Origin of the sequence: Edaphobacter lichenicola, assembly GCF_014201315.1 — a bacterium.
Lineage (GTDB): Bacteria > Acidobacteriota > Terriglobia > Terriglobales > Acidobacteriaceae > Edaphobacter > Edaphobacter lichenicola_B.
The window spans coordinates 90,276-109,527 of record NZ_JACHDY010000005.1; the positions used below are offsets into that span (position 1 = coordinate 90,276).

A 19,252-nucleotide genomic window follows, 5' to 3' on the forward strand; every position below is an offset into this window, starting at 1 on the left:
ACGCCGTTTTGGCTGGAAGGAGAAGACCATGTCCGAGTATCACGATCCGTCAAATGTAATCAATCCAGAACACGCCGATCATCACATCATCACGCCGGTGACCTATGGAATTGTTTTTGTCACACTGCTGGTCTTTACCGGGATTACGGTAGGCGCGGCCTATGTCGATCTGGGGATTTTCAATCCAGTTGTAGCGCTGGCGATTGCAAGCTTCAAGGCAGTTGTCGTTATTCTGTTTTTTATGCACGTCAAATATCAATCCAAGCTGATCAAGCTGACAGTCGCGTCTGGATTTTTCACGTTCTTGGTATTGATCACAATGACGATGAGCGACTACATCAGCCGGGCGTGGGGACTCTGGTAGTGCAGGTGGTTTTTACAGGGATGCGGCCTTCGGGTCGTATTTTTTGTTGCGGTCAGATCACTACAGCAGCGCCTCGTACACTCGAGGTATGTCCCAAGTCCGATCTGCTTCGTTGGAAAAGTTGCGTGCCGGGTCGGAAGATCCCCGTGTGACGGTGCGACGAGACGCACCTCCGGATCCGGATGGAAGATGCGTCGTCTACTGGATGCAAAGGGCGCAGCGAGGTATTGATAATCACGCGGTCGATCTCGCCGCTAACGCAGCGAACCTGCTTGGCCTTCCGCTAGTCGTTTACTTTGCGGGGATCTCTAACTTTCCCCACGCGAATCTGCGCCACTACGCTTTTCTCAATCAAGGGTTGCCGGATATCGAGATCGATCTTGCGGCTCGAAATATCTCGTTTGTGATGCGTCGCGCGCCGCGTGAATCGCACGAGCAGTTCTTTGCTGACGTTCGTGCGGCGTTCTTGATTGGAGATGAGAATCCCATGCGCGTGCCAGAACAGTGGCGCAGGGAGTTGGCATCGAAGATCAAGATTCCGTTCTGGACTGTCGATACGGATGTCGTGGTTCCTTCGAAGCTGATGGAAAAGGCCCAGTATGGGGCGTACACGATTCGGCCACGCCTCTATCGCCTTCTCCCTGAGTATCTACATCCCTACGAGAATGTTCATGTGGAACGCGCATGGAAACGGCCGCGGGGATTCTATGCCGACTCTGTTCATGAGGACATGACACGCGATTGGAACGACCTCGATCGTAGCGTTCTGCCGGTTGCAGCGTGGAAAGGGGGAACTCATGCTGCGTTCCGACGTCTTGAGTTTTTTACGCGAAGGCTTTTGGAAGACTACGACACGCAGCGTAATCATCCTGAGACCGATGGCACTTCCTGCATGTCGCCCTATCTACACTATGGACATGTTGGCCCAATCACGGTTGCGCTTGCCGTAGATGCGGCTGCGAAGGCGAACCCGAAGTTGAAGCCTGCGCGCGACAGCTACTTCAATGAACTAATCGCCTGGCGCGAACTCGCTGTCAACTTCGTGCGCTACACGCCAAACTACGATTCGCCTGACTGTGCCGAGCACTGGGCAAAGGCGACTATTGCCGAACACGCACGCGATGAAAGGGAACATTTGTATACGCTTCAGCAACTAGAGAACGCGCATACTCATGACGATCTTTGGAACGCAGCCCAGATTCAAATGGTTCGATATGGCTGGATGCATAACTACCTGAGGATGTACTGGGCGAAGAAGATCAAGGAGTGGAGCCCGGACGTTACTACCGCGATGAAGTACTCAATCTATCTCAACGACAAGTATTTTCTGGATGGTCGCGACCCGAACGGATACGCGGGTATCGCATGGGCAATACTGGGGAAGTTCGATCGTGCCTGGGGAACGCGGCCGATCTTCGGCAAGATTCGCTATATGTCCGGCGCGTCAACGGGCAAGAAGTTCGATTCTAAAGAGTACATTCGGCAGATGAAGATCCTGCCCCAGCAGGGTTCGCTGGCGTTTTAGGCGTTCCAGAAAGTCTTTATCGGCAGACGGCTTTGTCCTCGCTCCATTTTGCGACTGCTTCCCTCGGGTAAAAAACCTACAACTATGATGAGATTGTGGCGTTGTCGCAGCTAATGGTAGATTCGAGAAATAGCGGATTTGCTTGTCCTCCGCTACTTCGTGCGATTTGGAAAGCTTTGAAGAGGCGGCCACAGAGCCCCGGTAACGTCCAAACACCGAACGTTTATGAGAGATTTCTCATCCCGTTCTGGCACTGTCTGTTGTACCTTCTCCTGCTCTAGCGTTGACTCATCCGATGTCAGCTTGCAGCATCAGTGTTAGCTGTTCTTTTTACGTTGCGGATCACACGCTATGGGCCTGGTTGTATCCTCACAACACGAGCGTCTCGCAGATCATCTCCCCTACTGGGCGAGTCGCTTCTTTTCTGCAGTCATTTTCTTTCTCGCGTTGACGGTGCCCGTTCTTGTCTTCGGTCAGTTGTCCTCCGTACCGACAGCTACGCAGCATGAAGGCGGCGTGCTTTCGGCTAATTCCCTCCCGTCGCACACGATCAGGTCGCGTCGCTTTGTCGATGGCCGTACTCTTGCTGGAGATATACCCGCTGCAGAAGCCATGGACGCCGCTCGTCAGAAGCACGCGGCGATGTTGGTAGATCAATCTGCTTCGGCGCAACCGTCGAGTTTGAGCGCGCCGTGGCAGGCAGTAGGGCCGAATCAGGTTGCCAGCATCGCCTATGGCAATGTGACCGGTCGGGTCACAGCGATTGCGATCGATCCCGCTGATCCAACTGGCAATACGGTCTATCTTGGGACAACTGGCGGCGGAGTTTGGAAGTCGATCAATGCGGCTGGACCATCGGCCAGCGTCACCTTCGTCCCGCTTACTGATACGCTGCCGGTCTTCAGCGCGAATGCGGGCACCGCGGCTATTCCGTCGCTCAGTATCGGCGCAATCAGCGTTCAATCTGGCGTGATTCTTGCCGGGACAGGGGATCCTAACGACGCCTCAGATTCTTTTTACGGAAGCGGACTGTTGCGCTCGGCAGATAACGGGGTGACGTGGACGCTCATTCAAGACTCGCAGGATGGCGTTGCGGGCAACCACCTCTTCAGTGGACTAGGCTTCGCAGGTTTTGCGTGGAGTACGGCTACGCCGGGTACTGTTGTTGCAGCAGTCTCGCAGGCTGCGGAGGGTGTTCTCGTTAATGCGCCAGATGCTACGAACAGCGTGATGGGGCTTTACTACTCGACCGACGCCGGGGTGACCTGGCAGATGTCCACGATCATGGACGGCAGTCAGCCGGTACAGAGCCCACAATCTCCGAGCCAACTTCTCGGCGGCAGAGCGGCGACGGCAGTTGTCTGGAATCCCGTTCGCCAACGTTTCTATGGTGCGATACGTTATCACGGGTACTACGAGTCGGCTGATGGCGTGACCTGGACGCGGCTGGCAAACCAGCCTGGGCAGGGGTTGACTGCGATGAACTGTCCACCGGATTCAACGTCGTTAGGAAGCACATCGTGCCCGATCTTTCGCGGGGCGTTGGCCGTGCAGCCCAATACCGGCGATACATTTGCGCTGACGGTTGATCAAAACAATCTCGATCAAGGGCTGTGGCAGGATGTATGCGGTCTTTCCGGGGGGAACTGTGGCAACGGAACCATCACCTTCGGTAAGCAGTTGCCATCGGCTGCGTTCGAGATTGGCAATGGCAGCACTGTTGTGCCACAGGCAGACTACAACCTGGCGCTTGCGGCTGCGCTGTCGGGACCGAGCGGCTCGACCCAGGACACGATTCTGTATGTCGGGACGACCGATCTTTTCCGCTGTTCTGTTTCCGCGGGATGCGTGCTTCGCAACACTACCAATGCGTTGAATGGATGTGCTGCGCCCGCACAGGTGGCACCTGCTCAACATGCGATTGCCACGCTGGCTACGGCCTCGCAACCGCTGATTTACCTTGGCAACGATGGCGGCCTCTGGCGGTCGACCGACGGTGTGAACGAGCAGTCGACTCCATGTTCCACCGATGATGCGACTCACTTTCAAAATCTCAACGGCGGTCTTGGCTCGCTGGCAGAGGTCATCAGCTTTGCGCAGCATCCCTCCGATGCCGGTACCGTGCTTGTCGGGCTTGGTGCGAATGGCACCGCAGCGACGGCGTCTCTCGGTGCAAGCTCGTGGCCTCAGCTTTCAACGGGCGAAGGCGGTACCGTTGGAATCGACCAGACGAATCCTTCCTTGTGGTACGTGTCCACTGCTGCCGGTGTGAGTATCCGTCAATGTTCCAAGGGTGCGGCCTGCTCTTCTGCGGACTTTGTGGGCACGCCGACGATAGGGCCTGCGCAGGTGGATGAAGATGACTCGGTCATCGATGCTCCGTGGCTGCTCGATCCCGCTCTCCCGTCCAATATTCTCATCGGGACTTGCAGGGTGTGGCGCGGCCCAGCGAGCGGTGGGTCATCGTGGCCTTCCTCGAACGCAATCAGCAGCCTTCTGGCCGGACCTCAAGGCACATCCTGCGTTAGTACAAATCCGGCTCTGCGATCTCTGGCTGCAGGCGGACTTATAAACAATGCATCGACTGTGCGAGACTCTGGTTCTCCGGTTCTCTATGCCGGTATGGCGGGGAAACTTGATGGAGGCGGCAGCGTTGGAGGACATCTCTACTCCATCACTACGGCTGGCACCGCAAGTAGCACAACGACCTGGACGGATCTTGCAACGTCTCCCGTTACAAATGGCCAAGGAACCAGCTTCAACTCCGGGGGCTTCGACCTCTCGGCGGTCGCAGCCGATCCTCATGATGCGACCGGGAAGACTGTCTATGCTACTGTGATGGGCTTTGCGGGAAACGGAATCAACGCAGCGCATCTCTATCGCTCCATTGATGCTGGTGCTCATTGGAGCAACATCAGCAGCAACCTGCCTGACGCTCCGGCCAACAGTGTCGTCGTTGATCCGAACGATGCCAATACGCTTTACGTTGCGATGGATACGGGGGTGTACGTTACGACCGAGGTTACGACGTGCACCACTGCTAATTGCTGGAGTATCTATGGCACCGGCTTGCCGAATGCTCCTGTCGTGGAACTTGCGGCCGCACCAGCCATGCCTACCGGTGACGGACGCACTGGTGAGTTGCGCGCTGGAACCTACGGTCGCGGGTTATGGCAGATTCCTCTGGTGACGGCGGCTATTGCAGCACAACCGATTATCAGCTTGAATCCCACCTCGGTTATCTTCAACGGCCAGTCGATCGGTACCGCGAGTGCGACGCAGACTATTACAGTTACAAATACAGGACTTGCTCCGCTCACGGTAAGCCTGGTGGCAGTTACAGGGGATTTCAACGAGACTGATAACTGTACGGCAGCACCTATCGCTATCAACGTGACGTGCACGATTCAGGTCAGCTTTCTACCTACCGCGACGGGGGGGCGTAGCGGGATCCTTACTATCTACGGTAATGTTGCTGGCGGGCAGGCGACCGCGACACTGACGGGTACTGGACTGGCTGCTGCCGCGATTGTTCTCGATCCCATTGTGCTTACTTTTCCTTCTACAACTCTCAACGCAACCAGCCCGGTTCAAAACATTACTATTTCCAATACGAGTAATAGCGCTGTGGGCTTGCAAGGAGAGATCGTAAACGGGGGAGATTTCAGAATCACGGTCAATACCTGTGGTCCGAGCCTCGGGCCAGGGGTTGGATGCACGGTTGGGATTGCATTCACGCCTAGCGCGTCTGGAACTCGAACTGGAACATTAACCGTGACCGATGATGTGGGGACCCAGACGGCTTCGCTGAGCGGAATCGGAACATCTCCCGCAACGGACGCACTCTCGCCGCTGACACTCACGTTTGGGGCACAGCAGGTAGATACTGCTAGCGTCCCACAGCAGATTACTCTGTCCAATACCGGCGATCTGCCGTTGACTCTCATCGCGGCACAGATCACAAGCGGAGACTTCACGGTTGTGAATGCCTGCGGTAACTCGCTGAACCCGCACTCCACTTGCTCCGTGAACATCGCCTTCGCTCCGAAGAACGTTGGCCCTCTCACCGGCTCGCTCTCGGTGTCGGACCAGTATCGAACCCAGACGGTCGCGCTAAACGGCATCGGCATCGCACCGCCCGGTGTGTCACTGGCACCCTTCTCAACGGTTGTGTTCCCTCCTACAGGCGTTGGCCTTCAGTCTGCTTCGCAAGCCATTACGTTGACCAACAACGTTGGCACTCCGCTCTCGATACAAGGCATCTCGCTTACGGGAGACTTTGTGATTTTGCCGAATAGCAGCACCTGCGGCGCGAACGTTGCGCCTGATGCTGCTTGCGTGTTGCAGATCGCCTTTGCGCCGACAGTTGGTGGGCCGCGTACTGGATCGCTTACGGTGACAGATAGCGCGGGCAACTCGCCTCAGACACTCTCGCTTACGGGACCGGGTGTGGACTTTACGCTCACTACCAATGGGACTACCAGCGTCAGTATCACGAGTGGTCAGAATGCTGTGTTTCCATTGCTGCTCAGTTCGGCGTCCAATGTCTCCGGCACGGTAACTTTCACCTGTGCGGGAATGCCCGCTAACTCGACCTGTACTGTCACGCCTTCCAGCATTCCGCTAGGTAGTACGACTACCATTTCTGTAACCGTGTTGACGGGCGTAGCCTCTGCTTTGTCCAGCCGTCCTTGCATCAGTCGCTCGGGCGTTATTTTATTTGCGACTTTGTTCCCGCTTGGTTTGCTGGTGCTGCGTCCAGCGCGCCGCTCAAGTGTGACTGGTTTTGCTCTGCTTTGTTTACTTCTAGCTGCGAGTGGCTGTGGTGTGGGACGGGAGATTCCTTTGACGAGTGGATCGAATCCAGGCGGGCCGTCAGGCCCGGTGACGACGGCGGGGACTTACACTGTCGTTGCGACGGCGACGAGCGCTGGCTTGACGCGAAGTGTCAACCTGACGCTGATCGTTCAGTGAATCGTAGGGGTTTCGATGCCGCGAATATTCAGGCTGACTGTCCAGCGCTTACTCCAGAGGCCCATGCCCATTGGAAGTTGTAGCCTCCCAGCCATCCGGTCACATCGACGACCTCGCCAATAAAATAAAGGCCCGGCACCTTGCGACTCTGCATGGTCTTTGCGTCCAGTTCTGCGGTATCCACGCCACCCACGGTGACCTCGGCCTTGGCATAGCCTTCGGTGCCGGCGGGAGTCAGGTGCCACTCATGGATATGCTGTTCCATCTTCGCTAAGGATGCGTTTGTCCAGTCGACTAGCTCGTGGAGCACAACCCATCGCTCTGCCATGCGGGCCGGCAAGACAGCGCGTATTGCGTTCGCTGCTGCGGAGGCATCTCTTCGCGCGTTTCTTGCCAGCAGTGGGGCAAGGACATTTAGATCAGGCGCGAGGTCTACAGTCACGCTCTCGCCTGGCTGCCAGTATGACGACATCTGCAGGATCGCAGGGCCGCTCAGTCCGCGATGCGTGATCAACATCTTTTCGCGGAAGCTTCCTTGGCGGGGGTTGGTTCCTGCTTGAGCCACGACCTCGGCTGAGACACCTGCCAGGTCGCACCACTGTTCGCGATCCTCGGCGCTGAAGACTAGGGGGACGAGGCCCGGCCTGCACGGTACGATGCGTAGGCCAAACTGCTCGGCCAGTGTGTAGCCGAGTGCGGTTGCGCCCATCTTCGGGATGGAGAGGCCTCCGGTGGCGACGACTACGGACTCGGATTGAAAGACTGCCTCCGATGTATGAACTTCGAGATGGTCGTTGCGCTCGACGGAGATGGCTTTGGCGCCGAGGATGATGCGGACGCCGGCCTCTGCGCATTCACGCTCGAGCATCGTGACGATGTCGTGGGCGGAGCGGTCGCAGAAGAGTTGTCCCAGCGTCTTCTCGTGGTAGCGAATGCCGTGTCTTTCGACCATGGCGATGATGTCTGTCGGGGTGAAGCGGGCCAGGGCGGACTTTGCGAAGTGTGGATTTTCCGAGAGAAAGTTCTCTGGGCGGCAGTGGATATTAGTGAAGTTGCAGCGGCCGCCGCCTGAGATCAGGATTTTTTTTCCGACGCGCTCGGCGTGATCGAGCAGGACCACCCGGCGTCCGCGCTTGCCGGCTTCGATGGCGCACATCATTCCCGCCGCGCCAGCGCCGAGTACTACGACATCAACCTGCTGCACGTGCGGTTTTGTTGTCATTCTCTATCGGAGATTCTGATGCTTCGGAGATTCTGTGGCTTCGTGTGATTTAGATTCGTCTCCGTCCGGGCCGATGTTGAGCTTCTTCGGGGGTTTGGTCACGGGTTTGGGGATATTTTTTCTTACCCCACCCGGCAGATGAGGCACTTGAGGTAGCTGGTCTCGGGGAGGGTGAGGACGGCGGGGTGGTCGGGGGCGGCGCCTCGGGTCTCGAGGAGCTGGACGCGGCGGCCTGCGTCGGCGGCGGCGGCGGAGACGACCTCGGTGAACTCCTGCAGGGGGACGTGGTGGGAGCAGGAGCAGGTGATGAGGGTTCCGCCGGGGCGGAGCATCTTGATGGCGCGGAGGTTGAGCTCCTTGTAGCCGCGCATGGCGCCTTCGGCGGCGCGCTTGGACTTGGCGAAGGCGGGCGGGTCGAGGACGATGGTGTCGTACTGCTGGCCGGTGGATTCGTACTCGCGGAGGAGCTCGAAGGCGTCGGCCTCGATCCACTCGACCTGGGCGGGAATGCCGGGGTTGAGCTCGCGGTTGCGGTCGGCTACCTCGAGGGCGCTGCGGCTGGCGTCTACTCCGGTGACCTGGCGGCAGTTCTGGGCCATGTGGAGGGCGAAGCCGCCTTGATAGGTGCAGATGTCGAGCGCGGAGCCGGTTGCGTATCGGGCGGCAGCGGCGTAGTTGAGGCGCTGGTCGAGGAATGCTCCTGTCTTCTGGCCGGAGCCTGCGTCGAAGTGAAAACGAAGGCCGTTGATGGTGAAGATGGTGGTGAGTTGTGGTGTTTCGGTGGTGCTTGGGTGGAGTGGGCCTGGTGCTGGATGGGCGAGTTGCTCGAGTTCGCGGATCTTGGGGTCGGGGCGCTCCCAGAGGGTGATGCCCCCGGTGTCGGGGCGCAGACGGTCGGTGAGGACTTCGGTCAGGAGGTTGCGGACGTCGTCCTGGGCGGTGCCCTGGGTGAGGAGTTGGAGGATGACCAGGTCGTTGTAGCGGTCGGCGACGATGCCGGGGAGGTTGTCGGCCTCGGAGAAGAGGAGGCGGCAGGCGTCGTCTTCCATCGACTCTGGCGCTACTTGGTCGCGCAGGGCGAGGGCGGAGAGGACGCGTTCGCGGAGCTGCTCGAGGTAGGCGGCCCGGGGAAGTGCGGCTTCGTTCGAGACGATTCGGACTGCGATCTGCGAGGCGGCGCTGTAGAGGCCGGTGCCGAGGGGTATACCCCGGCTGTCCATGACCGTGAGGAGGGCTCCGGGCTGGATCTCGGTGGTCCCGATTGCGGGGACGAGGGACTCGATGTCTGAGCGGTAGACCCAGAGGTGTCCGGCTCGGAGGCGGTCTGCGGCGCGGCGGGTGATGGCTGCGGCTGGGCCGTGGGGCTGGGCCGCGACCACTCGCGGGGACCGGTCTTCTACTTTTCTCAGCATCTTTCCATGGTCGCATAGCGTTTATGCCGACGGGACCCCTCCCCCCTCCCCCCTGAGGGTATTTTGGAGGGAAGTTGTTTTGTTTCAGTTGTTTGGCGAGGAGTGGTGTCTGCAGGGTATTGATTCTAAGTTAGTTGCGCGCAAAATACTTTAAATGAATGAGTTGCGGGATCATTGGGAGAGGCCCTCGCTTTGTCAGGGGGCCTTATATCTCTCTGCTTCCAGTATAGCGGTTTGAGGGTAACTGATACGCCACGCGAATGTGCTGGATTGACGGGGTGATTCGTGGTTTTGGGGCTTGACAGAACTGACCGACAATAGATGCGAGTCCGCTTGGCATCACTTAACAACGCCTGCGAAGTCTTCACTTCGAGGAAGTGGGATAAGGCAGCAAGCATTACTTGCCAGAAGCCGACTTCGCAGGACTAACCTTGCCTCAGACGACCCGGCCTTCACGTCGATTCTGTACAAGAGTTCGGGCCATCTTTGTCTACTTGTTGTAGTTCGACAAAGATGGCCGCGACACTCAGTCTTCGTGGTGATCGTTCTTTCCTGCCTCTACCTTCGTGAAGTGAATCGTGAGCACCTCGGCGGAATTGTTAGCCATCAGGTCCACTTCCTTGCCGCCGGCAACAATTACGAACGAGTGAGGACCAGCCCCGACAACGTCAGCGATGCCAGTGCAGTTGCGATTCACCGTATAGCTTCCGGTGAGTTGCTCTTGAAAAACATTGCCGTTGACATTAGCCGTCTGATCCGCGACAAAGTGACCTCTTCCGTCGAACGTTGCGGCCCCAACAGCTACGATAGGTCCCAGACCCAGGACCTCTCCTTTGAGCACCAGCCCATAAGCTCCGCTCAGGGAAGCTACTGAGCAGCCTTCAATCTCATGTGCCTGCACTTTGGGAATGACGCTGTTAGAGAAGGTGAGTAGAACCAGGAAGCCTGTAGCGCCGAGTGCGCTCAGCTTGAAAGCAGAAGGAACATTCATAATGAACTCCGATAATGCGAGATAACCGGTAATGAAGGGCGATCAACCGGGTTCAGCACGCACATCAAAACTCAAACGGCCCACAAGGTCAAAGGAACTGGCCGTGAAGACTTCGTTAACTGCTAAGTTCATGTTTCTCAAGTGGGTAACGATGACCTGTTAACCGTGATAGCGCGGTGGTAGACTCGACTCCTCATCGATCCTCTACGGCTTGGGGTGCCTAAGTGTGCAGACACATCCCGAAATTGTCTATCAATTCGGTCCGTTTGAGGTAAACGTCGCCTCGGGAGAGCTCCTGAAGAACGGCAGACGCATTAAGCTGCAGGAGCAACCCTACCGCCTCCTCGTCGCCCTTTTGGAAAACCCGGGTAAAGTTATCAGTCGGGAGGAACTTCGAAGCCGTCTCTGGCTGGACGATACCTTCGTTGATTTTGACGGTAGCCTTCGGGTGGCGGTTCGTAAACTTCGAGAGGCGTTGGACGATGACGCCGAAGATCCCCGATACATCGAGACGATTCCAAAGCGAGGGTATCGATTCCTCGTTCCTGAAGTTCGCCGGATTGAGTCCGCTCCTGAAGCTGCGGAACCGGAAGCCGCTACATTTGGCGACCATGCACGGCGCGACGATCTGGAGCCTTTGAAAACGGGCGCGAAAGCCACTCGATGGTGGCTGGTCGCTGGTGCCGCGATACTGATGATCGGAATCGGACTGACTGTCGGCAGCCGGATGTTTTTTCCGCACAAGGTACACGCGTTAACGGACAAAGACACGATCGTCCTTGCGGACTTCGCCAACGCCACCGGCGACCCGGTCTTTGACGGCACGCTGCGACAGGGGCTCTCCGTGCAATTGGAACAGTCACCCTTTCTCAGTATTATCCCTGACGAGAAGATCCAGCAGACCCTCGGCCTGATGGGCCAGCCCGTGGATGTGAAGCTGGTACCGGCAGTTGCGCGGGAGGTCTGCCAGCGGACGGCCAGCGCCGTGGTGCTCGACGGTTCGATTGCGAAGATTGGCACCCAGTATCTTCTGACGCTCAAGGCGGTCAACTGCAAAAGCGGAGAGACGCTGGCGAGCTCAGAGGCACAGGCGAGTGACGAGAACCATGTGCTTAATGCGCTTGGAAAGGTGTCCGTCCAGATACGGAATAAGCTGGGCGAGTCTCTCAGCACGATACGGAAGTTTGATACCCCTTTGGAGGAGGCGACGACACCTTCGCTGGAGGCTCTGAAAGCTTACAGTTCCGCCATGCAGACTGTCAGGACAAAAGGTCCGGACGCGGCGACGCCGTTTTTCAAACGAGCCGTCGAACTCGACCCCAACTTTGCGGTGGCATACGCCTACCTGGGCGTCATGGCTACCACTAGTCTTGAACCCAGCCTCTCTGTGGACTACCGCACAAAGGCGTATGAACTGCGCGGCCGGGTCAGTGAGGCGGAGAAGTATTGGATTACAGCCACCTACCATAAAGGCGTCAGCGGCAACATCCCAAAGGCCATTGAGGCCTGCGATCTCTGGATCCAGGCTTATCCACGCTCCGAGATGCCGCGCATTTACCTGGGGGCGGCGGTTTTGCCGGTCGTTGGACAGTATGAAAGAGCAGTCGAAGAGTCCTCCGAGGCAGTTCGTCTGCGTCCTGACTTTCCCCTCGCCTACGCTTTCAACATTCGTGCGCATGCCGCTCTCAATCGTTTCGATGAGGCGAAGGCCCTCTACGCAAAGGCTCTTGAACGCAGACTGTCTAACCCTTTCATCGATGTCGCGATGTATGACCTTGCCTTCGCGCAGAACGATACGGCGGGGATGGCCCAACACGCTGCAAAACTGAAGGCGCTGCCGAGGTTGGGACACCAAATAATAAATATGGAAGGCGATACTGCCGCCTATTCCGGGCACCTTATAGACGCCCGCGAGCTTAGCCGCCGCGCGATGGATAACGCCCAACGCGCAGGAGAGAAGGACGCGCCGGCCGTCTACTCTGGCACCTCCGGACTGAGGGAAGCCTGGTTCGGCAACACCGGCGAAGCACGGCGACGCGGCAGTTTGGCATTGAAGCTCTCGAGCGGCCGCGATCTGCAGTATTTTGTTGCGCTCACGTTTGCCTATGCCAGAGATGATGCGCGAGCGAAAGCGCTGGCCGATGATCTGGACAAGAGGTTTCCGGAAGACACAATTGTGCAGTTCAACTATCTGCCGACCGTCCGTGGAAAGCTTGCGCTCAACAAAGGAGATGTCTCTGGCGCGATTCAGAGTCTTGGGGCCGCAGCACCTTATGAGCTTGGGGCGACGAGAACCACTGATTTGGATTGGACCGCGATGTTTCCAGTCTTTGTGCGTGGCGAAGCCTACCTGGCTGCGCGTCAGGGTAGCCAGGCTGCCGCCGAGTTCCAGAAGATTCTCGATCATCGCGGCCTCGTCCTGAACCAACCCATCGGTGCGCTCGCCCATCTCGGTCTGGGTCGCGCTTACGTGTTGCAGAGCGACATCCCCAAGGCTAAAGCGGCCTATCTGGATTTCCTTACGCTTTGGCAGGACGCGGACCCGGATATTCCTGTCCTGCAACAAGCCAAAGCGGAATACGCGAAGTTGCAATAGCAAGAAAGATTTCGCATCATCTCTGGGCTTTCTCGCTTGTCGCAACTTAAAAGTCGTACTTTCGCCAATCCTCCGAGCTGATTTCAGCTGGCGATAACTGGGCAATACACTCATCGATCTCGGTTTACGAATTCACAACTGGATAAGTAACGAGAAACGCGCTTAGCGGCAGTTACTCCTCGCTTGGGCCGGACGTGACGCGGGATCGATATTTCAAACCAGTTGCAGAACAGAAGATTGGTTGTAACTCCTAACACCGCAAGGGGCATGTAACGAATGTCTCAGGTCCCGACCTAACGCGTGTCCCGGTACACTCACCCCTCTGATTACGGGGCTACTCGGTGCGGAGGGCTTGCATGGGTTCGATGGAGGCGGCTCTGCGGGCGGGGAGGACTGCGGCTAGTGTGACCATGACTGCGGCTAGAAGGACTGCTCCGGCCAGAGTGATGGGGTCGGCGGTGGTGACGCCGTAGAGTTGGCTGCGGAAGAGTCGGGCGACGAGGACGATGGAGGGTAACGCGACCACGATGGCGATTGCGGCGATGATCGACATCTCGCGGAGTACGAGCATGACGACTCCGCTTCGCTGCGATCCCAGGGCGAGTCGGACGCCGATCTCGCGGGTGCGCTGTTCGGTGGAGTAGGCGAGTACGCCGTAGAGTCCGACAGCTGCGAGCAGGATTGCGAGTGCGGAGAAGCCGACTGCGAGGAGAGCCAGCGCGCGTTCATCGGCGGTGACGCGATCGACCTGTTCGTCCATGGTTCGCATGCCGTCGACGACGAGGGTGGGATCCATTCCGTGGATGGCCTGGCGGATCGCTGATTCGACCATCTCGGGAGACTGGGTGGTGCGTGCGTAGATCTTGACTCCGAGGGGATGCGGCATCTGCGGATAGGGGCGATAGACGGCCATGCCCATGTCGGTGCGCAGATTCTGATGTTTGATATCGCCTACGACGCCGATGATGGTTGTGTCGGGAGGAGTTGGAGTGTCTCCACCTTCGGAGATCATGCGGCCGAGGGCGTTCTGCGCGGATCCGAAGAATCGCTTCGCGAAGGTCAGGTTAACGACGGCTACCTTTGGAGCATCGTGCGAGTCCGCGACGGTGAACTCTCTTCCGACGAGTAACGGCTGCTTCAGCGTGGCGAAGTAACCGGCTGTGATCCAGGGAGCTTCGAAGTCTTTCTTCTCGTCCTCTGTGGTTTTATGGCCTTCTACTGAAAAGCCGCTGAAGTGGGAGTCTCCGGTAAGCTCTGCATCGTTGGTGGCCGCGACGGAGAGGACGCCGGGAATGCGCTGCACGGCATCGAGGGCGTTGGTCACGGTGGGGATCATGCGGTCCGCTCCATAGCCGGAGTCTGAGGGATCGAAGCTGAAGGTGGCCAGATGGCTGGTGTCGAAGCCTACCTGCTGGTGGTGAAGATTGTTGAGCGTTCGGACGAAGAGACCTGCGCCGCCGAGCAACAGTACGCTGAGCGCGATCTGTACGCCGACTGCGACCTTGCGGAATCTCTGCGAGCTTTTGGAGGCGGTTCCGGTGCTTTGGCGCAGCGCGTTGGCGAGGTCGGGACGGAGGAAGTGCAGCACGGGCGCCATGCTGAAGAGCAGGCTTGCGACCAGAGCTACGGACAGCGTGAACAGGAGCACGCGGGCATCGATGGCGCTGGAGTATGGCTCTTCGCCGGGATTGGCGCTGGTGAGAAGACGTACCAGGGTGTTGGTAACGAGCGGAGCCATGAGCAGGCCGGCTGCTGCGCCGACTAGTCCGAGGAGTCCGCCTTCGAGCAGAAGCTGCGCGACGATCCGGCTCTGCTTTGCGCCGAGGGCGTAGCGCATGGACATCTCGCGGGCCCGGCTGGAGGCTTTGAGGAGCAGGAGGGTTGCGACGTTGATGGCGCACATCGCCACTAACAGCCCGGCCATGCTCATCAGGATGATCAGGGGTGTCTTGAGATCCATGCGGTCGGGGGCGAAGCCGGTTGAGTCGTCGAGAACCTTGAGATTAGAGTCATCGAGGTAACGTTTTTTGAAGTGCTCTGTTCTGTTCTTGTAGAGCGTGAGCTCGTACGCTCGCAGATTGTGCCATAGAGGTGCGAGCGATGCCTGGGCTTGAGTGGGAGAGACTCCCGGCTTGAGGCGAGCGACGAGTGTGAGCCAGAGGGACTGGTGATTGTTCAGGTTGTCGCGGGGAGCGGTTCCGGGCAGGACGATCTCGACCATGCTGATCGGCATGAAGGCGCCGGGCTTGTAGCCTCCGATGGCGGACTGGAAGTTGGCTGGGGCGACACCCAGGATGGTGTAGGGATGGCCTTCGATGAGAACGGTCTGGCCGATGACGTCGGGGGATGCGGCGAAGCGAGTCTTCCAGTAGTCGTAGCTGAGAACCACGACAGGATTGGCGTTCTTCGCGGTGTCGTCCTGAGCGTTCATCAGCCGTCCGAGGGCGGGCTTGAGACCGAGCATGTCAAAGTAGTTTCCGCTGACGAGTTCGACATCTTCGTCCTCGGCCTGATTGTGCCAGGAGATGCCGCTGCTGGCTCTGATCGCCGCAATCATTCCGGAGAAGACTTGATTCTGATCGCGGAGGTCTTTGTACATGGGGTAGGAGAAGTAGTTGTTGAGATCGCCACCGAAACTGCTGGCCGAACCGGAGAAGCCGCCATGCCACTCGAAGCGGACGAGCTCTTTAGGGTGCTGGACGGGCAGCATCCGGAGCAAGGCCTGGTCGAAGAGGGTGAAGACGGCTGCGTTGGCGCCGATGCCCAGGGCCAGGGTGAGCACGACGGTCAGGGCGAAGCCTGGCGACTTGCGTAGCTGGCGGATGGCGAAGCGCAGGTTCTGGAGCAGGGTCTGCATAAAAAGAATCCTCCGGACGGACAGGGGCTTACGCAAAGATGGTGGCACGTTTTCTACCAAACAGGTCGCGCTGTAAGTTATTTATTTTCTGCGGATGCGGGTGGGCTGCGGTGGTGGTGGAGGTGAATTTGTCCGGAAACGGACTACTTCGTTCGCAAGTGAACAGTGGTTCGGGCGGGGTCTGGGGTGGATCGAAGCAGCGGTGCTGGTTGAGGAGCTTTGGTTCGGGGATGCTTTGCTTCTCTTGTATTGCTTTCCAATAGAGGCGAGTGCATACTCCTATTTGAAGGCAATAGGAGCGCTTGGAATGGGTGAGAAGGCAGATGTGTGGCAGGGGACGCTGGCGTTGATGGTTTTGAAGACGCTGGAGAGCATGGGCGCGCTGCATGGGTACGGGATCGCGCGACGGATTGAGCAGACCAGCGGCGATGTGCTTTCGCTGAACTATGGGACGCTGTATCCGGCGTTGCTGAAGCTGGAGCAGGAGGGGGCGATTGTGTCGGAGTGGGGGGTGTCGGAGAACAATCGCAAGGCGAAGTTTTACAAGCTGACGCGGGTGGGGCGGAAGCAGCTTGAGCGAGAGACCAGCAACTGGGAGCAGACGACGGCGATCCTGGCGCGGTTTCTGGGAGGGACGGAGGATCCGGCATGAAGAGGTTGCGTGCGGCGTTGCGACGATTGGTGGGGATGTTCTCTGCCGGGCGGCGGGAGCGGGAGTTTGCCAGCGAGATCGAAGGGCATCTGCAGATGCATATCGACGACAACGTGCGCGCGGGGATGACGGCGGAGGAGGCGCGGCGGGATGCGCTGCTGAAGCTTGGCGGTTTGGAGCAGACGCGGCAGGCTTATCGGGAGCGGGGCACGGCTCCTTTCTTCGAGACGCTGTGGCAGGATCTTCGCTTTGCGCTGCGGCAGTTGGGGAAGAATCCGGGGTTCACGACTACGGCGGTGCTGATGCTTTCGCTCGGGATTGCTGCGAGTGTCGCGATCTTCGCGTTTGTGGATGCTGCGTTGTTGAAGCCGCTGCCTTACCAGGATCCACGAACTCTGGTCGATGTGACGGAGAGCATTGCGGTGTTTCCCCATGCAAATCTCTCTTATCCCGACTATCTCGACTGGAAGAAGATGAATCACAGCTTTCGTTCGCTGGATGCCTACCAGGGGGCGGGCTATCTGCTGACCACGCCGTCGGGGGTTGAGCCTGTTCCCGGCCTGCGCGTGACGGATGGTTTCTTTCATACGCTGGGCGTCGCTCCTTTGCTTGGACGCGACTTTTATGCCGGGGAAGATTTGCTGAGCGCCCCGCGAACGGTGATCTTGAGTTACTCGGCGTGGCAGAGGCGGTTTGACGGGCGGAAAGATATTGTGGGGCAGGTTGTTTCTTTGAGTGGCACGTCATACACGATTGTGGGCGTGATGCCCGACAGCTTCGAGTTTGCGCCTCGTAATAATGCGGAGTTCTGGACAACTATGCATGCGGGTGGTTCAAACAGTTGCGATCTAAGGCGCAGTTGCCATGGGCTGGTGGGCGTTGCGCGGCTGAACGATGGAGTTTCAGTTGCGGCGGCCCTTGCAGATACGAAGGCCATTGCGCAGCAACTGGAACGACAGTATCCCGATTCAAACCGTGGGCAGGGGGCGACGGTGCAGACGCTAACTGAGGCGTTCGTTGGGGATATTCGTCCGATTCTGCTTCTTCTCTTGGCGGGTGCGGGGCTGCTTCTACTGATCGCGTGCGTGAATGTGGCGAGTCTGCTGCTGGTGCGGTCGGAGAGCCGCAGGCGGGAGATTGCGGTGCGGGGAGCGCTGGGGGCTTCGCCGCTTCGGCTGGCTCGGCAATTTGTAACCGAAGGTGTTCTGCTTGTCTTCGGGAGTACGCTGCTGGGGCTGGTCTTTGCGGTCCTTGCCTCACAGGCTTTGCTGCGACTTATCCCGAAGGACATGCTGCTGCAAATGCCATATCTTCGCGGGCTGGGACTGAACTTTCACGCTGTGTGCTTTGCCCTAGCGATTGCGGCGCTGGCCACGGTGATCTTTTCGCTGACGCCGATTGTGCGACTCTCATTCAGCGAGATGCGGGAGGGTTTGACGGAGTGTTCGCGGGGGTCGGCGGGAGTGCTTTGGCGGAAGATCGGCGCGAATTTAACTGTGCTGGAGCTTGCGATTGCGACAGTGCTGCTGGTGGGCGCTGGGCTGCTGGGCAAAAGCTTCTACCATCTGCTGCATGTCGAGTTGAACTTTCAGCCCGACCACCTGGCGACGCTTTCGGTCGCTTTGCCGGAGAAAACATATACGAAGGATGAGCAGATAGTGGCAGCGCGCAGGCAACTTCTGAATGGCATCGCGGCTCTACCGGGCGTGACTTCAGTGGCGACGACGAGCGTGCTTCCGGTCACCTACAACGGCAACACGGATTGGATACGATTTGTTGGGCGTGATTACAACGGGGAACATAATGAAGTGAATGAGCGCGACGTGACCGCGACCTTCTTTTCGACTTTGAAGACGAAGCTGATTCGTGGACGTTTCTTTAATCCGGACGAGGATGGTACAAAGCCTCGTGTTGTGATCGTCAACCAGGCTCTTGTGAAGCGGTATTTTCCCGGTCAGGACCCTGTGGGCGCGAGGATTGGCGATACCACGTTGTCGCCTAAGTCGATCAAGGAGATTGTTGGGGTGGTGGATGATCTGCGCGAGTCAAAGCTCGATGAGGAGACTCTTCCTGCGGTCTACTATCCCGCGGATCAGAGTCCTGATACGGACTTCAATCTGATTGTTCGTACGACTCAGGATGAGAGGACGCTACTGCCTACGCTTGTGTCGACGATTCACCAGTTTGACAGAGGGATCGGCACTTCGGAGGAATCGACAATGTTGCGTTACATCAATGAGTCGGAGACGGCTTATCTGCACCGCTCGTCGGCGTGGCTGGTGGGTGGGTTTGCGGGGATGGCTCTGCTGTTGGGGATGATTGGGCTGTATGGGGTGATTGCTTACTCGGTGAGCCAGAGGACGCGGGAGATTGGGGTGCGGATGGCGCTGGGGGCACAGAGGGAGATGGTGCAGCGGATGGTGTTGAAGGAGGGTGGACGGCTGGCGGTGGTGGGGATCGCGTTGGGGCTGGTGTGCTCGCTGGCGACTACTCTGCTGCTGCGCAGTGTGCTGTTTGGCGTGCAGACCTGGGATGTGGGAACGTTGGGTGGAGTGGCGCTGCTGCTTGCTGCCGCGGCTCTGCTGGCCAGTTATATTCCGGCGCGAAGGGCGGCTTCGATCAATCCGATGGAGGCTTTGCGGGCGGAGTGATCCGGGGG

Annotated in this window: 10 protein-coding genes; 6 read left to right on the top strand and 4 right to left on the bottom strand. The window is 58.3% G+C overall.

All coding sequences use genetic code 11. From position 1 onward, the window contains the following. Positions 1 to 28 precede the first annotated feature (28 nt). The 3 genes from HDF09_RS15820 to HDF09_RS15830 all read left to right on the top strand — a co-directional run bounded on the left by HDF09_RS15820 (position 29) and on the right by HDF09_RS15830 (position 6,863). Positions 29 to 364: a cytochrome C oxidase subunit IV family protein gene (locus HDF09_RS15820; RefSeq protein WP_183768079.1), complete on the top strand. Its 336-nt coding sequence runs from the start codon at positions 29 to 31 to the stop codon at positions 362 to 364. 88 nt (positions 365 to 452) lie between these two features. Further along, positions 453 to 1,889 (top strand): deoxyribodipyrimidine photo-lyase, encoded by a 1,437-nt coding sequence (locus HDF09_RS15825; protein WP_183768081.1) that lies wholly within the window; start codon positions 453 to 455, stop codon positions 1,887 to 1,889. Between the two features lie 351 nt (positions 1,890 to 2,240). Continuing rightward, on the top strand, positions 2,241 to 6,863 hold the full coding sequence (locus tag HDF09_RS15830; protein ID WP_183768083.1) for a choice-of-anchor D domain-containing protein: 4,623 nt from the start codon (positions 2,241 to 2,243) through the stop codon (positions 6,861 to 6,863). Between the two features lie 28 nt (positions 6,864 to 6,891). On the opposite strand, the gene HDF09_RS15835 is transcribed toward HDF09_RS15830, so the two are convergent. The 3 genes from HDF09_RS15835 to HDF09_RS15845 form a co-directional block, all read right to left on the bottom strand. Further along, complete coding sequence (locus HDF09_RS15835; protein WP_183768085.1) at positions 6,892 to 8,085, bottom strand: BaiN/RdsA family NAD(P)/FAD-dependent oxidoreductase; 1,194 nt, start codon at positions 8,083 to 8,085, stop codon at positions 6,892 to 6,894. Between the two features lie 122 nt (positions 8,086 to 8,207). Continuing rightward, positions 8,208 to 9,497, bottom strand: a complete 1,290-nt coding sequence (locus HDF09_RS15840; protein ID WP_183768087.1) for a class I SAM-dependent rRNA methyltransferase — start codon at positions 9,495 to 9,497, stop codon at positions 8,208 to 8,210. A 526-nt stretch (positions 9,498 to 10,023) separates the two neighbouring features. Next, positions 10,024 to 10,488 carry a hypothetical protein gene (locus HDF09_RS15845; RefSeq protein ID WP_183768089.1) on the bottom strand — a complete coding sequence of 155 codons (465 nt, stop codon included), beginning with the start codon at positions 10,486 to 10,488 and terminating at the stop codon, positions 10,024 to 10,026. Positions 10,489 to 10,714: 226 nt separating this feature from the next. Here HDF09_RS15845 and HDF09_RS15850 point away from each other — a divergent pair, with 226 nt between their 5' ends. Continuing rightward, positions 10,715 to 13,084: a winged helix-turn-helix domain-containing protein gene (locus HDF09_RS15850; RefSeq protein WP_183768091.1), complete on the top strand. Its 2,370-nt coding sequence runs from the start codon at positions 10,715 to 10,717 to the stop codon at positions 13,082 to 13,084. Positions 13,085 to 13,418: 334 nt separating this feature from the next. On the opposite strand, the gene HDF09_RS15855 is transcribed toward HDF09_RS15850, so the two are convergent. Then, positions 13,419 to 15,941 carry an ABC transporter permease gene (locus tag HDF09_RS15855; RefSeq protein ID WP_183768093.1) on the bottom strand — a complete coding sequence of 841 codons (2,523 nt, stop codon included), beginning with the start codon at positions 15,939 to 15,941 and terminating at the stop codon, positions 13,419 to 13,421. Between the two features lie 307 nt (positions 15,942 to 16,248). On the opposite strand from HDF09_RS15855, the gene HDF09_RS15860 reads away from it, so the two are divergent. Both HDF09_RS15860 and HDF09_RS15865 read left to right on the top strand, forming a co-directional pair. Then, a complete protein-coding gene (locus HDF09_RS15860) occupies positions 16,249 to 16,593 on the top strand; it encodes a PadR family transcriptional regulator (RefSeq protein WP_183768095.1) in 345 nt (114 codons plus the stop codon). Then, on the top strand, positions 16,590 to 19,244 hold the full coding sequence (locus HDF09_RS15865) for an ABC transporter permease (RefSeq protein WP_183768097.1): 2,655 nt from the start codon (positions 16,590 to 16,592) through the stop codon (positions 19,242 to 19,244). Before HDF09_RS15860 ends, HDF09_RS15865 begins: the two co-directional genes overlap by 4 nt. Positions 19,245 to 19,252 lie beyond the last annotated feature (8 nt).

Bases quoted from the DNA above. Each gene is read 5' to 3' on its own strand.
- HDF09_RS15860 (WP_183768095.1), top strand. From the start codon at position 16,249: ATGGGTGAGAAGGCAGATGTGTGGCAGGGGACGCTGGCGTTGATGGTT.
- HDF09_RS15835 (WP_183768085.1), bottom strand. From the start codon at position 8,085: ATGACAACAAAACCGCACGTGCAGCAGGTTGATGTCGTAGTACTCGGC.
- HDF09_RS15820 (WP_183768079.1), top strand. From the start codon at position 29: ATGTCCGAGTATCACGATCCGTCAAATGTAATCAATCCAGAACACGCC.
- HDF09_RS15865 (WP_183768097.1), top strand. From the start codon at position 16,590: ATGAAGAGGTTGCGTGCGGCGTTGCGACGATTGGTGGGGATGTTCTCT.
- HDF09_RS15840 (WP_183768087.1), bottom strand. From the start codon at position 9,497: ATGCTGAGAAAAGTAGAAGACCGGTCCCCGCGAGTGGTCGCGGCCCAG.
- HDF09_RS15825 (WP_183768081.1), top strand. From the start codon at position 453: ATGTCCCAAGTCCGATCTGCTTCGTTGGAAAAGTTGCGTGCCGGGTCG.
- HDF09_RS15830 (WP_183768083.1), top strand. From the start codon at position 2,241: ATGGGCCTGGTTGTATCCTCACAACACGAGCGTCTCGCAGATCATCTC.
- HDF09_RS15845 (WP_183768089.1), bottom strand. From the start codon at position 10,488: ATGAATGTTCCTTCTGCTTTCAAGCTGAGCGCACTCGGCGCTACAGGC.
- HDF09_RS15855 (WP_183768093.1), bottom strand. From the start codon at position 15,941: ATGCAGACCCTGCTCCAGAACCTGCGCTTCGCCATCCGCCAGCTACGC.